The organism is Alcaligenes phenolicus, from assembly GCF_032063905.1.
Classification (GTDB): Bacteria; Pseudomonadota; Gammaproteobacteria; order Burkholderiales; family Burkholderiaceae_B; genus Alcaligenes; species Alcaligenes phenolicus.
Genome location: NZ_DAMBOE010000002.1, coordinates 15087 through 30538, shown reverse-complemented (window position 1 = coordinate 30538; position 15452 = coordinate 15087). Strand labels below are relative to the sequence as shown.

The 15452-nt window shown below is 57.6% G+C and carries 15 protein-coding genes; 8 read left to right on the top strand and 7 right to left on the bottom strand.

What is annotated here, in order from left to right; all coding sequences use genetic code 11:
• Positions 1–19: 19 nt before the first annotated feature.
• Together U2949_RS03525 and U2949_RS03520 are read right to left on the bottom strand one after the other, a co-directional pair.
• Positions 20–631 carry a hypothetical protein gene (locus tag U2949_RS03525; protein WP_321286202.1) on the bottom strand — a complete coding sequence of 204 codons (612 nt, stop codon included), beginning with the start codon at positions 629–631 and terminating at the stop codon, positions 20–22.
• Positions 632–832: 201 nt separating this feature from the next.
• Positions 833–958, bottom strand: a complete 126-nt coding sequence (locus U2949_RS03520) for a hypothetical protein (RefSeq protein WP_257723517.1) — start codon at positions 956–958, stop codon at positions 833–835.
• On the opposite strand from U2949_RS03520, the gene U2949_RS03515 reads away from it, so the two are divergent.
• Positions 957–1382: a PACE efflux transporter gene (locus tag U2949_RS03515; RefSeq protein WP_009461311.1), complete on the top strand. Its 426-nt coding sequence runs from the start codon at positions 957–959 to the stop codon at positions 1380–1382. The two genes, U2949_RS03520 and U2949_RS03515, sit on opposite strands and share 2 nt — an antisense overlap.
• A gap of 64 nt (positions 1383–1446) precedes the next feature.
• Here U2949_RS03515 and U2949_RS03510 read toward each other — a convergent pair whose 3' ends face one another.
• Entirely contained in the window at positions 1447–1836 is a 390-nt protein-coding gene (locus tag U2949_RS03510; RefSeq protein WP_321286200.1) for a winged helix-turn-helix transcriptional regulator, read from the bottom strand.
• Between the two features lie 151 nt (positions 1837–1987).
• Between U2949_RS03510 and U2949_RS03505 the strand changes: the two genes are divergently transcribed.
• Positions 1988–2599 carry an NAD(P)-dependent oxidoreductase gene (locus U2949_RS03505; RefSeq protein WP_321275224.1) on the top strand — a complete coding sequence of 204 codons (612 nt, stop codon included), beginning with the start codon at positions 1988–1990 and terminating at the stop codon, positions 2597–2599.
• A gap of 16 nt (positions 2600–2615) precedes the next feature.
• Positions 2616–3095: a nuclear transport factor 2 family protein gene (locus tag U2949_RS03500; RefSeq protein ID WP_321286198.1), complete on the top strand. Its 480-nt coding sequence runs from the start codon at positions 2616–2618 to the stop codon at positions 3093–3095.
• A 173-nt stretch (positions 3096–3268) separates the two neighbouring features.
• Here U2949_RS03500 and U2949_RS03495 read toward each other — a convergent pair whose 3' ends face one another.
• The 3 genes from U2949_RS03495 to xerD form a co-directional block, all read right to left on the bottom strand.
• Positions 3269–4498, bottom strand: coding sequence for an MFS transporter (locus U2949_RS03495; RefSeq protein ID WP_162089866.1), 1230 nt, complete (start codon positions 4496–4498; stop codon positions 3269–3271).
• Between the two features lie 339 nt (positions 4499–4837).
• Positions 4838–5332, bottom strand: coding sequence for a Cys-tRNA(Pro) deacylase (gene ybaK / locus U2949_RS03490; RefSeq protein ID WP_009461319.1), 495 nt, complete (start codon positions 5330–5332; stop codon positions 4838–4840).
• Positions 5333–5347: 15 nt separating this feature from the next.
• A complete protein-coding gene (gene xerD, locus U2949_RS03485) occupies positions 5348–6244 on the bottom strand; it encodes a site-specific tyrosine recombinase XerD (protein ID WP_026485227.1) in 897 nt (298 codons plus the stop codon).
• 187 nt (positions 6245–6431) lie between these two features.
• Here xerD and modA point away from each other — a divergent pair, with 187 nt between their 5' ends.
• Genes modA through U2949_RS03470 form a run of 3 tightly spaced genes read left to right on the top strand, consistent with a single transcriptional unit; the run spans position 6432 to position 8578 of the window.
• Positions 6432–7181, top strand: coding sequence for a molybdate ABC transporter substrate-binding protein (gene modA / locus U2949_RS03480; RefSeq protein WP_026485228.1), 750 nt, complete (start codon positions 6432–6434; stop codon positions 7179–7181).
• An 18-nt stretch (positions 7182–7199) separates the two neighbouring features.
• A complete protein-coding gene (modB, locus tag U2949_RS03475) occupies positions 7200–7880 on the top strand; it encodes a molybdate ABC transporter permease subunit (RefSeq protein WP_042483729.1) in 681 nt (226 codons plus the stop codon).
• The gene (locus U2949_RS03470) at positions 7877–8578 is read left to right on the top strand and encodes a sulfate/molybdate ABC transporter ATP-binding protein (RefSeq protein ID WP_026485230.1); all 702 of its coding nucleotides are present in this window, start codon (positions 7877–7879) and stop codon (positions 8576–8578) included. Before modB ends, U2949_RS03470 begins: the two co-directional genes overlap by 4 nt.
• On the opposite strand, the gene U2949_RS03465 is transcribed toward U2949_RS03470, so the two are convergent.
• A complete protein-coding gene (locus U2949_RS03465) occupies positions 8568–9380 on the bottom strand; it encodes a TOBE domain-containing protein (protein ID WP_026485231.1) in 813 nt (270 codons plus the stop codon). The two genes, U2949_RS03470 and U2949_RS03465, sit on opposite strands and share 11 nt — an antisense overlap.
• A gap of 108 nt (positions 9381–9488) precedes the next feature.
• Between U2949_RS03465 and U2949_RS03460 the strand changes: the two genes are divergently transcribed.
• Positions 9489–12137 carry a PD-(D/E)XK nuclease family protein gene (locus U2949_RS03460; RefSeq protein ID WP_026485232.1) on the top strand — a complete coding sequence of 883 codons (2649 nt, stop codon included), beginning with the start codon at positions 9489–9491 and terminating at the stop codon, positions 12135–12137.
• On the top strand, positions 12137–15439 hold the full coding sequence (locus tag U2949_RS03455) for a UvrD-helicase domain-containing protein (RefSeq protein WP_321286193.1): 3303 nt from the start codon (positions 12137–12139) through the stop codon (positions 15437–15439). Before U2949_RS03460 ends, U2949_RS03455 begins: the two co-directional genes overlap by 1 nt.
• Positions 15440–15452 lie beyond the last annotated feature (13 nt).

Here is a 15452-nt window from a genome sequence, read left to right as displayed (position 1 = left end):
GGGCCTTGCGGCCCTTTTTTTACAGCATCTTGTTGCGTTGCTGCTCGGCCCGCGAGGCCCCGATCGGCGTTTCGACTTGCTTTTGCTCTTCTGGCGGGGGCAGTACGGCAGGAAATCCCAAGGATTGAATCCACAGCTCGCGAGACCAACCCTGTGTATGGTAGAGGTGATGGCCCTCATCGGGAGCGACGGCGTCATGAGCCTGCTTGAGCAATGTTGCCAGTTTCTTGTCTTTGCTCTGCTCGCCAACCAGGCCAATCAACTGCCAGTTCAGATGGTCTTTGGTTTCGGCCAGAATGACACATTCGGATGCGACCAGCTCAGCGGCTTTCGGGTCCCCAGCCTGTTTAGCCAGATCCATCGCCTTGACCAGTGCCGAGGCGATTTGTTTCAGCACTTGTCGGCCGGGTGTTTGTTTGGTGGGGTCCAGTGCCAGCTCCTCAAAGATACTTTTCAGCACCTGTTGATGTGTCAGCGTTTCTTCCAGGTAGCCTTCCCATTCTTTCTTCAGATCCGCGTTCCTGGCACAGGAAATGGCTGCTTTATAGACTTGCTCCCCGCCCAATTCGGTTTCCAGGGCTTGATACAAGAGTTCATGCAGCTGCTCGGTGTTCGCTTTATGTAATGTCATTGTTCGCTCCAGTCCAGAGGTTGAGGGTTGGAACTGACACCATAAATGTTGCGACGCGTACAGATTATGCGATTTGATGAGGAGTGATACGGGCTGTGAATGACGTAAGGCTTGGGTAACAATATCGCGCGATAGGGTTTGAAAAGGGTTATTGGAGCTGCCTTGCAAACCGTCCGCCTGCCTGTGGTAGGATTGTGCGCTTTATTGCAGCTTCGATGCGGGCTGACGGCCTGTGCATCGGATTTGCCACTCCATTTTTGAACGCATCGTCTCGTCCGGCTGAATCTCTTTCAGTGCCAGGCTGATGCACCGCAGCAGGGTAGTCATGACACTCCAGGGTTGGAAACGCCGCGTTTTTTACGTGGGTTTGTTCGAGTTTTTTGCCATTGTTTTTTCTTCTTTCTTGCTGGCGTACTTTGCCGGTGGGGAGGCTTCAGAGTCTGCGCCCATTGCTGTGGCGATCTCGGTGATTGCGATTGTCTGGAACTATGTGTTCAACACGGCGTTCGAGCATTGGGAATCCCGCCAAGCTGTCAAAGGCCGCAGTCTGTTGCGCCGCAGTGTACATGCCATCAGCTTTGAGGCTGGCCTGGTAATTGCTATCGTGCCTTTGTATATGTGGTGGTATCAGGTCGGCTTGCTGGAAGCCTTGCGTATGGAAGTGGCCATTCTGGTGTTCTTCCTGATTTATTCCTTTATCTTCAGCTGGACTTTTGACCGGGTGTTTGGTTTGCCCGCCAGCGCGGCCTGAACCCCATCGCCCCATAAAAAAGCCGCGTAACGCGGCTTTTTTTGTTGCTGCTGGATTGGTTCTATCACCCCCCCTGAGCTTCCCGACGGGCCTGACAGATACGGGCATGATGCACGTCTGCCCATTTCACCAGTTCTCGCATGGGCACCAGAAAAGATTGCCCCAATTCGGTCAGTGTGTATTCCACGCGTGGCGGTACTTCGGCGTACAAGGTCCGTTGTACAAACCCATCGGTTTCCAGCCGCTTGAGCGTACGCGAGAGCATTTGACGGGAAATATCACCGATTTCCCGACCCAGCTCATTAAAACGCAGGGTGCCCGGTGCCAGGGATTCCAGGATCAGCAGGCTCCATTGGTCGCCAATCCGATCCAGTACATCCCGGATGGGACAGGGTTGCTCAAATTCTTCCTGTATGGGGCTGGAAGCCAGTGTGGCTGCGCTTGTTGAGGACATGACGAGTCGCTTTCCTGTGTTCAATAGTCACTTCCGTGTGACCTGGTATGGCCTGCGTGACTTCTTGTGGACTGTGAAAAAACTGTCTAGCATCACGCTTAATGGTCTACTTTATAGACCAGGTCTTTATTTGAGCACACAAGGAGCTGTTATGTCTCGTATTGCATTGATAGGTGCTTCTGGCGAAGTCGGTTCGCGCCTTTTGAAAGAACTCTCGGATCGTGGTCATACGGTGACAGCGATTGCTCGCCATACTGAAAAAATTGTCAGCCTGCCCAATGTCACGGCGGTCCAGGGCGATGTCAATGATCTGGACGGTTTGATTGCGCTGTTGAAAGGGCATGATATTGCAATTAGTGCGGTGCGTTTCGCCTCGTCGGATCCTTCCAAGCTGATTACGGCAGTTCGTGCGGCTGGTGTGCAGCGTTATCTGGTGGTGGGCGGTGCAGCCAGTCTGGAAGTGGCCCCCGGTCAGCGATTGATTGATCAGCCCGCTTTCCCGGACGCCTACCGTACCGAGGCCTTGGGTGGCATTGCCTTTCTGGATCAGCTGCGTCAGGAAAAAGAACTGGATTGGACTTTCCTGTCGCCCTCGGCAGAGTTTGGTCCCGGCCAGCGCACGGGCAAATTCCGTATCGGCAAAGACAGCCTTTTGGTATCCGACCAAGGCAGCAAGATTTCTTATGAGGATTACGCCATCGCTTTGGTGGACGAGATTGAACGTCCTGCCCATTCGCGCCAGCGCTTCACCGTAGGTTATTGAATCAGGAGCGGGACTGATGAAAGGGTTAATCCGATGGGTATCTCCAGTGTTATTAGCGGGCTCTTTCTTGTTGAGCACAAATGCAGCGTTGGCTGCCAATACGCCGACTCGTGATGTGGCTCAGGAAGAGAGCAATCGCAAGCTAGTGGTCGATTTTTACGACAGCTTCTTTAACAAGCATCAGGTACAGGAAGCGGCGGCGGTCGTAGCTGAGGACTATATCCAGCACAACCCGGAGGTGCCGGACGGAAAAGCGCCTTTCGTGGCTTATTTTGATGGCTACTTCAAAGAGAACCCGCAGTCTCGCGCACGGATTGTGCGTAGTGCCGCAGACGGTGATCTGGTTTATCTGCATGTGCATTCGACCAATGGCAAGGCCGATCGCGGGCAGGCTGTGATTGATATTTTCCGGGTGCAAGACGGCAAGATTGTGGAGCACTGGGATGTGATTCAGGCCGTGCCGGAGCAGGCTGCCAATAGCAACACTATGTTCTAAGGACACTAGTTTGGGGTGGATGCTGAGCCCCGGTGCAAAGAGGATGTATGTGTACCAGAAATAAAAGACCCGCCATCACTGGCGGGTCTTTTTGTTGCTGGGGCAGTTAAACGGAATTCTTGTCGGGGCAACCGTTTTTGTTTTTGCTTTGCAGTGTGTCGATTTAGAGTCGTCTAAGCCGCTTGCATCTTGATCTTGGCTTCGCGAATCGGCAGGTTGACGATGGCCGCCAGTACGGCCAAGACAATATCAGCCCACCACATCCAGCTGTAGTCACCAAAGCGGGTCAAGGCAATACCCCCCAGCCATGCGCCCAGAAAGCCGCCGATCTGGTGCGAGAACAAGGCCAGACCAAACAGGGTTGCCAGATAGCGCGTGCCAAACAGCTTGGCGACGATATTGGCGGTAGGGGGCACGGTAGCCAGCCAGGTCAGCCCCAGGCCGATGGCAAAGATGTAAAACACCAGATCGGTTTTAGGCATCATCAAGTACCACAGGATCAGCACGGCGCGCGAGGCATACATCAGGGCCAGCACGTATTTGCTGCGCCAGCGGGCAATGCAGGAACCGGCGGCAATACTGCCAAAGATATTGGCCAGGCCGATCAAGGCCAGCGACCAGCTTGCTACCGAAGGCGGCAGCCCGCACAGGTCAATTTCCCCTGGTAAGTGGGTGACCAGAAAAGCAATGTGAAAACCGCAGGTGAAAAAGCCCAGGCTCAGCAGCAAGTAGCTGCGATCCTTCATGGCGCTTTTCAGTGTCTCGGCCAAGCCCGGACCGCTGGCAATCGGAGCAGGGTTGGGGGCTACTGCTGTTTTTTGAGCTTTGTTGCCTGGGCTCAGTTTGCGGATCAGGGGCAGGGTTAGCAGGGCGGTCAGGGCCAGGACCCAAAAGGTCGACATCCAGCCCACCCAGCCGATCAGCTTTTGCACTACGGGAGCAAAGACGAACTGGCCGAAGGAGCCGCCAGCATTGATCAGGCCCGAGGCCTGACCGCGAGCGTGATCGGGAATACGTTGGGCGGCCGCGCCAATCAGAGTGGAGAAGCTGGCTGCACCCGAGCCAATATTGGCCAGCAGGCCCAGCGTCAAGGTCAGGCCCAGCCCGGTGCCAATAAACGGTGTGACGGCACAGCCCAATGCCAGAATCAGAAGACCCGCGATCAGAACCCGGTCCGGGCCCCAGCGGTCAGAACAGGCACCGGCAATAGGCTGGATCGCACCCCAGGCCAGTTGGCCCACGGCCATGGCAAAGCTGATGGACATGATGCCCATGCCGGTTGCTTTATCGATGGGGCCGACGAACAGGCCAAAGGATTGGCGTATCCCCATGGTAACCATCAGGATGCCAGCAGCCGCCAAAGTCACCGTCATGACGGCGGGCTGGCGCAAGGATTGAAACATGGGGTCCCCTCTCATTATTCAGGTTTGAATTATCTGGCGAAATGCCAAAGCGGTGCAATCACCTGCTTTTGCGAAGAGCGATGGGGCGGACAGTGTTGTCGTGCGCTGCTATCCAGTGCTAGTTCTTGTTGCGGGAGGAGGAGGAGGAGGAGGAGGAGGAGGTGGTGGTGGTGGTGGTGGTGGTGGTGGTGGTGGTGGTGGTGGTGGCTTTGCGTGGAAGGAAGTGCAGGGAGCAGAACTAGGCCGTTTAGTGCGGCGTTTGATGGTTCAAGCAAGCGCGGGACATAAAAAAAGACGGGCTGACAGCGCCGTCTTTTTTATACCTGCCGCTAAGTAAGATCAGCCTTTTTCCAGACCGGCCTGCACTGGGCGCGCGCCCAGTTTGTCGATCAGAACCTGGGGATTGATACCCAGCAAATAGCCGCGTCGGCCACCATTGATGTAAATGGTGTCGAACTCCAGCAGTTCTTCTTCGAGCCATACAGGCATGGCCTTGCGGGTGGCAAAAGGCGAGGTGCCGCCAACCATATAGCCGGAATGACGCTGGGCCACCTCCGGCTTGCAGGGGGCGATCTTTTTCGCGCCGGTTTGGCGGGCCAGATTCTTGGTGGAGACTTCACGGTCGCCGTGCATCACGATGATCAGGGGCTTGGCGCTTTCATCTTCCATGATCAGGGTCTTGGCCACCCGGTGCAGATCCAGACCCAGCTGGGCTGCTGCTTCCATGGCTCCGCCATGATCGACATAGTTGTAGCTATGCTCGGTAAAGGAAATGCCATTTTTACGTAGCCACTGCGTGGCCGGTGTTTCGCTAACGTGTTTTTCTTTAGCCATATCTTGGTCGTGCGCTCAGGCGCGTGGATGATGGGCTGCGTGCAAGGCTTTCAAGCGCTCACGTGCCACATGAGTATAAATCTGGGTCGTGGAAATGTCGGCGTGTCCCAAGAGCATCTGCACCACGCGCAGGTCGGCCCCGTGATTGAGCAAATGGGTTGCGAAAGCATGGCGTAAAACGTGCGGGGACAAGGGGGCCAGAATTCCGGCCTGTACCGCGTATTTCTTGACGATCAGCCAAAAGGACTGGCGACTCATGCAGGTGCCGCGCCCGGTAATAAAGACAAAATCGCTGCGGCGCTGGCCCAGCAAGGCAGGGCGGGATTCCTGCATATAGCGTTCGATCCAGTGCAGCGCTTCCTGCCCCAAAGGAACCAGCCTGTCCTTGCCGCCCTTGCCCTGGTCGATGCGCAGTACGCCATCGCTCAGGCTCAGGTTTTGCAGGGGCAGTTCAGTCAGCTCCGTGACGCGCAAACCGCTGGCATACAAAGTTTCCAGCATGCAGCGGTCACGCAGGCCCAAGGGATTATGTATGTCTGGTGCGGCTAGCAGGCGCTCTACCTGCTCTTCAGACAAGGTATGCGGGACACGCGGGGCTTGTCGGGCGCTGCTCAGTTCCAGGCAGGGGTCGTCCTGCCGCATGCCTTCTTGCACTGTCCAGTTGTAAAAGCGACGTAAGGTGGCCAGCCTGCGATTGGCTGTGCTGGCCTTGCTCTGATCTGCCTGGCTGGCCATCCATTCCCGCAAATCCTTGGCTTCCAACTGTTCCAGCGCTTTGCCTTCGCGCTCTTGTTGAGCCCATTCCTCCAGGCGTTCCAGATCCTGCCGATACGCTTGTTGGGTGTTGGCAGACAGGCCGTCCTGCAACCAGAGCATGGTGATGAAATCGGAAATCAGACTGGCTTGCGTCATGGGGATGAGAAATTCGGAAAGCGTGGCTGTTGGCGTGCTTTTGGGAGCCGGGATGAGGCAGGAAAGCCATCATGCTATCACTCCGGGATGATGAGCTTCATTCAGCAGAGGGGTAGATTTACGCTATATACCTATATATATTTCCTGATTATACTAATTCGTTACACCCGTCCCGGAGGAGAAAACAATGTTCAAACGCGTCGTATCGGTAGCCGCCTTATCCCTGTTTCTGCAAGGCACTGCACAAGCCGATGAGTTGGTGGTAGCCGCCGCTGCCAGCCTGACCAATGCTTTCAAGGAACTGGCAGGCCAGTTTGAGGCAGAGCACCCCGGCACCAAGGTGCTGACCAGCTTCGCCGCATCGGATGTATTGCTGCAGCAGATCGTCAATGGCGCTCCGGTGGATGTGTTTGCCTCGGCCGACCAGAAAGCCATGAACAAGGCGGAAGAAGCCAAGGCTGTGGATCCTGCTACCCGCAAGAATTTTGTACAGAATCAGGTTGTGCTGATTGTGCCGACAGATAACCCCGCCAAAGTGAGCAACGCTGGCGATCTGGGCAAGGCAGAAGTCAAACGCGTGGCTTTGGGTAACCCGGCTGTTGTGCCTGTAGGCCGCTATACCCAGGCTGCTCTGGAAAAGGCCGGTCAGTGGGATGCAGTCAAACAACGCGAAATTCTGGGGCAGAACGTGCGCCAGGTGCTGGATTACGTTGCCCGCGGTGAAGTGGAAGCCGGTTTCGTGTTCGCTACCGACGCGGCCATCATGAAAGACAAGGTGGAAGTGCTGGAAGTGCTCAAGACCACGGAACCTGTCACTTACCCGATCGCCTTGGTGCAGCGCGAAGGCCGTAATGACAAGGCCCAGGCCTTCCAGGATTTCGTCATGTCCGAATCCGGGCAGCAAGTGCTGGCAAAATACGGTTTTGCCAAGCCTTGACAGGATTTTGATAGACGGATGACTTCACTTTGGATTCCCCTGTGGTTGTCGCTCAAGGTCGCCGGTTGGGCGACCTTGTTCGCCTGTGTGCTGGGTATAGGGGTGGCCTATGCCTTGTCACGCTGGCAGTCGCGCTGGTGTGACCTGCTTGACTCCATCCTGACCTTGCCCATGGTCTTGCCGCCTACCGTCATTGGCTATTACCTGCTGGTCTTGCTGGGTCGGCGCAGTACTTTTGGGCAATGGCTCTCCAGCATGGGGATTGAACTGGTCTTTACCTGGCAGGGCGCGGTGATTGCCGCAACTGTCGTCGCTTTTCCCATGATTTTGAAGGCCGCGCGTGCGGCTTTTGAGGATGTGGACCCCCGTCTGGAAAATGCCGCCAGCGTGCTGGGCCTGAAACCTTTGGCCATTTTCTTTCGTGTCAGCCTGCCTTTGGCTGCGCGTGGCATCATGGCCGGTGTTTTGCTGGCCTTTGCCCGCGCCCTGGGCGAGTTTGGCGCGACCTTGATGATTGCTGGCAGCATACCGGGGCGCACCCAGACCATGTCCATCGCCATTTACGAGGCGGTGCAGGCGGGCGAGGATCAGCAGGCTTTAGTGCTGGTCGCCATTATTTCGATTACTTGTGTGCTGGTCTTGTGGAGTACCAGTGCTTTGTCACCCCGTCACGTACGCCGCAAAAGAGGGATGCAATGAGCCTGAACGTACAGATTCAACGCACGGTGGTCAGCGAGGCCCGTCATTTCGACTTGAATATTCAGATTCAAACCGAAGCCCGTCATATTGCCTTGTACGGTCCTTCAGGCTCGGGCAAGTCCCTGACGGTGCAAAGTGTGGCGGGTTTGTTGCGGCCCGATCATGGTCGTATTCAGATTGGCGACCAGGTTTACTTTGATTCTGAAAAAGGCATCAACCTGAAGCCGCGCGAGCGTCGGGTGGCGTATCTGTTTCAGGACTACGGCCTGTTCCCGCATTTGACGGCGGCACAGAATATTTGCTTTGGCTTGAATACAGGCTTGTTCAACCGCTCCGTGCGAGACATGCCTGCGGCTGCCCAGCGTTGGGTAGAAGCGTTTCAGCTGGAGTCGGTATTGAGCAGCTATCCCGCCCAATTGTCGGGCGGGCAAAAGCAGCGTTGTGCCTTGGCGCGAGCCTTGGCTATTCAACCTCAGCTGCTCTTGCTGGATGAGCCATTGGCGGCCCTGGATCAGGACTTGCGGGCTCGTTTGCGGGCTGAACTGGCTCAGTTGCAAAGCCAGATCGATATTCCCACTATCCTGATCACGCACGATCCTGAGGATGCCAGGGCCTTGGCCCAAGAGGTCTATCGTATCCGCGATGGACGCATCATTGAATGCTGTACCAGCGCGGATCTGGAAGTCCTTACAGCGTAGCGATCATCACGCTGGATGCCTTGAACAGCGCATAGGCGGATTGGCCTGCCTCCAGGTGCAAACGCTGTGTGCTGTCCAGGGTGATGCTGGCGGTTACTGTCAGGCCCTGCGGCAGTTCCAGACGTACTTCTGCATTGACGGCACCGGTAATGACATCGGTAATCGTGCCGGGCAGTTGATTGCGTGCGGACAGGGAGTTACGGGTGTCGCCCGTGCCAATCATGATCGAGGACGCTTTCAGAAAGGCTAGAACCTTCTGCCCTTCACGCAGGCCCAGGTTTTCCGTGCTTTCTCGCGTGATGGATGCGACCACGATTTGGCCCTGGCCAATATCCACATGAATTTCGTCATTGACGGCGCCGGTCTTGATCGTGGTAACGATGCCGGGCAGTTGGTTGCGAGCCGAAGTTTGCATGATCATGGTTTGGAGTAACTCCATTTGAGTTGCCACGGAAGGCATTAAACGACCAATACGGCTCATGAAGCGTTGATGCAGTCGATCGTAGGTTTGGTACAGCTCCAGCAGTTCGACGGCCTTGGGCGTCAGGGTGGCACCGCCACCACGGTGACCGCCCGTACTGCGCAGCACCAGAGGTTCGCCTGCCATATTGTTCATGATGTCGATGGCGTCCCAGGCCGCTTTGTAGCTGATGCCAATATGACGGGCAGCGGCAGAGATTGAACCCTGCTCGGCAATCGCTGCCAACAAGGCCATACGCCGGGCGCTACCCCAGGTATGCTCGCCAGTACGGAGCGACAGGCTGCCGGTTAATTCGGTATTGGGGGTGTGTGAACTAGACATGGTGATAAGTGTAATGGCGGGAGCAAACTAGGGATAGAGCGCCGGTACAATGGCCGGATCAGCGCTGCTGGCCGTTCTGTTTTCTTGCAACCTTAACTGGTTTTTTCTATGTACGACACCCCTGCTGTTTCCATGGCTCAATTGCAGGAGCTCAATAGTGCCGAGACGGTTGTCTTGACCGTGAACAAGCGCTATGCGCGCCGCCTGCTGGGACATTTGTCGGCCCGTCTGGCTGGCGCTGGCGGGACGGTTGCCGTACCGGAAATTGTGCCTTTGGGTGCATGGCTGGCGCAGGCCAGTGATCAGCTCTGCTTTTCAGAACAGTGGCAACCGGCCGCGCACCAGATGGATCGCTTTGCCGCCTTGCAGCGTTGGGAACACAGCATCGAGCAATGCGAGGAAGAGGGCTATTTTCTGGATGTCGGTCAGGCGGCGCGCCTGGCTTGTGAAGCCGATACCTTGCTGGATGAATGGAATATCGAGCTGAAACCCGGCGAGGCCAGCGTGGATTTTGAACGCTTCATGCAATGGCGCTCTCACTACCGGCAAAGCCTGGAGCAGGCAGATCTGGATGATGCAAACCTGGCTGCGGAGCGTGTGCTCAAAGCGGTGCTGGCAGGTGCCTTGCACATGCGTCATCGCCATATGGTGCTGCATGGTTTTCATGAATATTCGCCACGCCTGCAAAGGCTGTTGAGTGGTTTGCAGGACATGGGGGTAGAGATTCTGCAGCTGCAGCATGAAGAGGCTCCCGCTACGGAAGTTTATCGGGTGCAGGCGCAGGATGCGGACACGGAATGGCGCCTGGCGGTGCAGTGGGCGCGCCGTCAATTGGACGAGGACCCAAATCGCACGGTAGCCATTGTGGCGGCACAGCTGGAAACGCAATTGCCGTTGGTGCATCGTCTTTTGCGACAGGCCATGCACACGGATCAAGGCGCTTTGCCCTATAACGTGGCAGCAGCTCGCTCCTTGGCGGAATGGCCAGTAGTCGAAGCAGCCCTGGCCTGGTTGAAAGCCTTGTTTACCTTGGCGACCAAGGGGCAGGCCGAGCCCGCCATGCTGGGCGAAGCCTTGCGTTTGGGAGCGTGTCAGGCAGAACAGTCCGAAGCAGGCGGCCGTGCTCGCATTGACAAGGCCTGGCGCGACAATCGCATCACACAAGTTAGCCGTAAAGACTTTGCCGACATGCTCAGCTTTCACACGCCCGAACTGGCTCTGGCCTGGGGCAAGGCGGTGGAGCGCTTCGAGTCCGTGTCGGCCGGCGCTCAAGGGGTGGATACCTGGGCGTCGGTCATGCGCCAATGTCTGGAGGCCTTGGGTTTTCCGGGCACTAACCGTCTGGATAGTGCCCAGTTTCAAACTCTGGAGGCTTTGGAAGCCTTGCTGCTGCAATTGGCGCAGCAAGCACCTGTCCTGGGTCGCATCAGTGCCTTGAAGGCGCAAAGCGCTTTGGCCCGCATGGCCCGTGAAAATTTGTTCCAGCCACAACGAGACCCACGTTCCCGGCTGGATGTGCTGGGTTTTCTGGAAGCTGAAGGTGGGCGTTGGGATGCGGTATGGGTGCTGGGCCTGACCGATGATATTTTGCCTGCTGCTGTCAAACCCAATCCTTTGATTCCCGCCCAGGTGCTGCGTCGAGTCTCGGCACCTCGCAGTACGCCAGAGCGGGAGCTGGAATGGGCGCGCTGGATGCTGAGCGCCTTGCTGCGCTGTGGCAATCAGGTTTTGCTAAGTGCGCCTTTGCATCAGGGCGAACAGGAGCTGAGACCCAGCCCCTTGATTGCCCACTGGCCCGTGCTGGAAATGCCTTGGGCGGCGCAGGCAGAGCAGGCTGTCGCACAGGAAGCCCTGCTGGACGAGCAAGGCCCCAGCTTGAAACAGGAAGAGCGCATACGCGGCGGGATCAGTGTGCTGGATACCCAGGCTCGCAATCCTTTGTGGGCGTTTGTGAAGTTTCGTCTACATGGTCAGGCCTTGCCCGATTACGCCCGTGTGGGCGATATGAATACACGCGGGATGTTCCTGCACCGTGCCGTCGAATTGTTCTGGCTGCGTGTGAAGGATCAGGACAGCCTGCATGAGCTGATTGGCGAGGATTCGCTGCTGGATGTGGTGCAAGCATGTATCGAACAGGCTGCTCAGGAAGAGCTGGCCGATTACGGTCCGGTGCTGCGCAGCCTGGAAATGGAGCGGGGTCTGGCGGTCTTGAACGAGTACGCCCATCAGGAAGCCCAGCGCCCACCGTTTGCTCTGGGGGCGACGGAACATGAATTGAGCTGGAACCGTGGCTTGTTGCGACTGAACCTGCGTCTGGACCGCTTGGATGATCTGGCTGCTGGCGAGCAATTACTGTTGGATTACAAAACCGGCATAGGCGAGCTGCGGCCTGATAAAGACTGGCTGCGGCCCAGACCCGTGAATCTGCAATTGCCGTTTTATGCTGCCGCCTTGCAGGATCAAGGCCGCACCGTCAGTGGTTTGGCCTTTGTGCGCTTGCATGCCCGTCAGGTCGGTTTAAGCGGTTTGGCCGCGCCCGGCATGGATATTGAGGGCCTGACCGAATTGGAAAGCGCCCAGCAGTGGACCGCGCAAATCGCGCAGTGGAAACAGGCGGTGGAAGGTCTGGCAGATGAGTTCCTGCAAGGGCAGGCCGCCAACCAGATCTGGAACCGCAATGATTTGCTGTACTGCGATGTTTTGCCCTTTTTACGTTTGTTCCAGGAAGACCTCCAAGACAATGGAGGAGAGGTGTAATGCTGACAGCCCCTAGCGATAGTCCCGCCCGTGCACGGGCACTGGACCCCGAGTCCTCCTTTCTGGTGCAAGCCCCAGCTGGCTCCGGCAAGACGGAGCTGCTGACTGACCGGATTCTGGCCTTGCTGGCTCGCGTGCAGCGGCCAGAAGAAATTGTGGCCATTACCTTCACCCGTAAAGCCGCGGCTGAAATGCATGCGCGTGTACTGGAGAAGTTGGCCGCTGCCAATCAGGAACGGCCTGCCGAGCCCTACCGGGTACGCAGTTGGGAGCTGGCGCGCGCGGCCATGCAGCGCAATCAGGAGCAGCAGTGGGATTTGCTGGCCTACCCGGCTCGTTTGAGTATCCGTACCATCGACTCCTTGTGTGCGCACCTGGTACGCGCCATGCCCTGGATTACGGGGCTGGGCGGGGTGCCGGCCATTACCGATAAGGCCCAGGAGCATTACGAAGCGGCGGCCTGGGCCACGCTGGAGATGGCGGAAAGCGTGCCCAGCGTGGCGCGCTTTCTGGAGCATATGGATGTGAACCTGCTGCAGGCGCAAGCTCTGTTGGCCGGTATGTTGGCCAGCCGCGATCAGTGGCTGCCAGCCGTGGGGCAGGGCGGTGATGTGGCGCTTTTGCAAGACAGCTTGCGCGAGGTGGTGGAGCAGCAGCTGCAGCAGCTAAGCGATTCACTGCCACCCGGTTGGGCGCGAACCTTGGCCCCCCTGGCCTGCTTTGCGGCCTCGAATCTGGAAAGCGGCGATGTGCTGGCCTTGGCGGATTGGCAAGGCGATAACCTGGCCCCGGTCATGGACGATTTGCCGCGCTGGCGTGGTCTGGCAGCCTTGTTGCTGACGGACAAAGGCGATCTGCGCAAAAGCCTGACGGTGCGTAATGGCTTTCCCCCGAAAACGGCACAAAAAGAAATTCTGACCGAGTGGTTGAGCAATTGTCTGGGCGCAGAGCCCTGGATTGCTCGCCTGGCCAGTGCACGCCTTTTGCCCGAGCAATACTCCCCCCAACAGCAAGAAGTCCTGTCCAATCTGATTCAGGTCTTGTGGCTGGCTGCGGCGCAATTGAAACTGCGCTTTGCCGAGAAAGCCGAGGTCGATTTCACCGAGATTGCCCAACGTGCCCTGCAAGCCCTGGGCGATGCGGACGAGCCGGGCGAGTTGCTCTTGCGTATGGACAGATCCATACGTCATTTGCTGGTGGACGAGTTCCAGGACACCAGCCAATCCCAGGTGCAATTGCTGGAGCGCCTGACCAGTGGCTGGGAACCGGGCGACGGACGCAGTCTGTTTCTGGTGGGCGACCCCATGCAGTCCATTTACCGTTTTCGCAAGGCGGAAGTGGGTTTGTTTCTGCAGGTCTGGCAAGCGCGACGCTTGGGCGAAGTGGAGCTGGAGCCGCTGAATCTCAGCAATAACTTCCGCTCGCACCCGCGTTTGGTGGAATGGGTGAACAAGGTGGGGGCGCAACTGTTTCCGGCTCGACCTGATCCGGATCTGGGCATGGTCACCTACGAACACTCGACCGCCTTCAAGCCCGATATTCCCGAGTGGGCGGTGCACTTTCACCCCTCCTGGCATTTCCGGGTGGCACGGGGAGAGGATGCCGTGCCGTCGCAACAAGCAGCCCAGGAGCGTGCGGTGCAAGAGGCGGTTCAGTGCGCAGCTCAAGCTCTGGAACGTTATCAGGACAGTGAGCATCCGGTGGCAATTCTGGTGCGAGCACGTTCGCACTTGCATGGTTTGGTGCGCAAGCTGGGCGAGCAGGGCATACCGTGCCGAGCCGTAGAGCTGGAACCCTTGCAACAGCGCCCTGTGGTGGCGGATCTGGTGCAATTGGTCCGTGCCTTGGCGCACCCGGCTGATCGATTGGCCTGGCTGTCCGTGTTGCGTTCGCCACTGATCGGCCTGCGTTTGGAGAGCCTGCATCGCCTGTGCGCCTTGCATCCTACACAGACCTTGGCCGAGCTTACACACAATCAGGATTTTGAAGACTGGGATGCCAACGAGCGTGCTCGTCTGCTCTTTGCTTGCCAGATCTTGCTGGACAAAGGCAATCGCAGTGGCTTGATGCCTTTTGCTGCCTGGGTGCAGGAATGCTGGACGCGCTTGGGCGGGCCGCAAGTCTATCCAAGTCTGGCAGATCAGGCGGATGCAGAGCAAGTCTTGCGTCTGCTGGAGGAGCTGTGCCCTTACGGACCGCCCGATCAGCAACAATTGCAGGCTCGCGTGGAGTCGCTGTATGCCACTCCGCAGGGCACGGGCAAGGCCGTGGAGGTGATGACGATTCACAAATCCAAGGGCTTGGAGTTTGAAACTGTCATTTTGTTTGGCTTGCACAAGCAATCGGCCGCCGACTCCGAACCCTTGATTCGTCTGGAGCACAGCGCCGAGCGCTTGATTCTGGGGCCGATCAGTCACAAGGGCAGCGAGCAGCGCGATCCGGTGTCGCAGTTTCTGGCGGCGCGGGAGCGCATCCGGGCCGAGCAGGAAAGCCACCGCTTGTTATATGTGGCCCTGACGCGTGCCCGTCAGGAGCTGCATCTGTTTGCGGAATTGAGCATCACCCAGGACAAGGGCCTGCGTGAACCGGATGGCCGCTCCTTGTTGAGCCGTGTCTGGCCAGTCCTGGATCAGCCACAGGCGCCTGTTTGGCAAGCCGAGCAGGGCGGACAGCAAGAGGAATCCGGGCAAGGTTCTGCGGTACTGTTGCAGCGTGTGGTGAGCTTGCCTGCTGCGCCGCCCGAGCAGTTGCAGGCCGACAGCCCGCAATATCAGAGCTGGCAGTGGTCCTTGGACACGACTCATGAAAAAGCCATTGGTACGGTTGCCCACGACTGGCTGGAAAAGCTGGGCCGTGAAGGGCTGGAACAATGGCCGGTAGAACGCTTGCAGCAAGGCCGCGCCGTGATGCGTCGTCAACTGCTGCGTGCTGGTGTGCCGGCGACCTATCTGGATGAAGCCGCCCAATCCCTGTTTGAGGCCATTGCTGCAACCGTACAGACGGAACGGGGCCGCTGGCTGCTGGGTGTTAGCCGAGCTTACCGGGAATGGTCCTTGTTGGACGTCAGTGGCCGGGTGTCGATTATTGACTTGGCCATTTCCCAGGAAGATCACTGGCTGGTGGTGGATTACAAGACCGGACGACCTGCCGAGCATGAAAGTCTGGACGATTTCAAGGCCCGGATGCTGGAGCGTTATGCTCCCCAATTGCAGCGTTATTGTGAGCAGGTGCAGGCTCTGGATGGACGGCCCGCGCAGGCTGCGCTTTATTTCCCAAGAGCCGATCTTTGGCTGCCGTATTAATGCTACACTATTG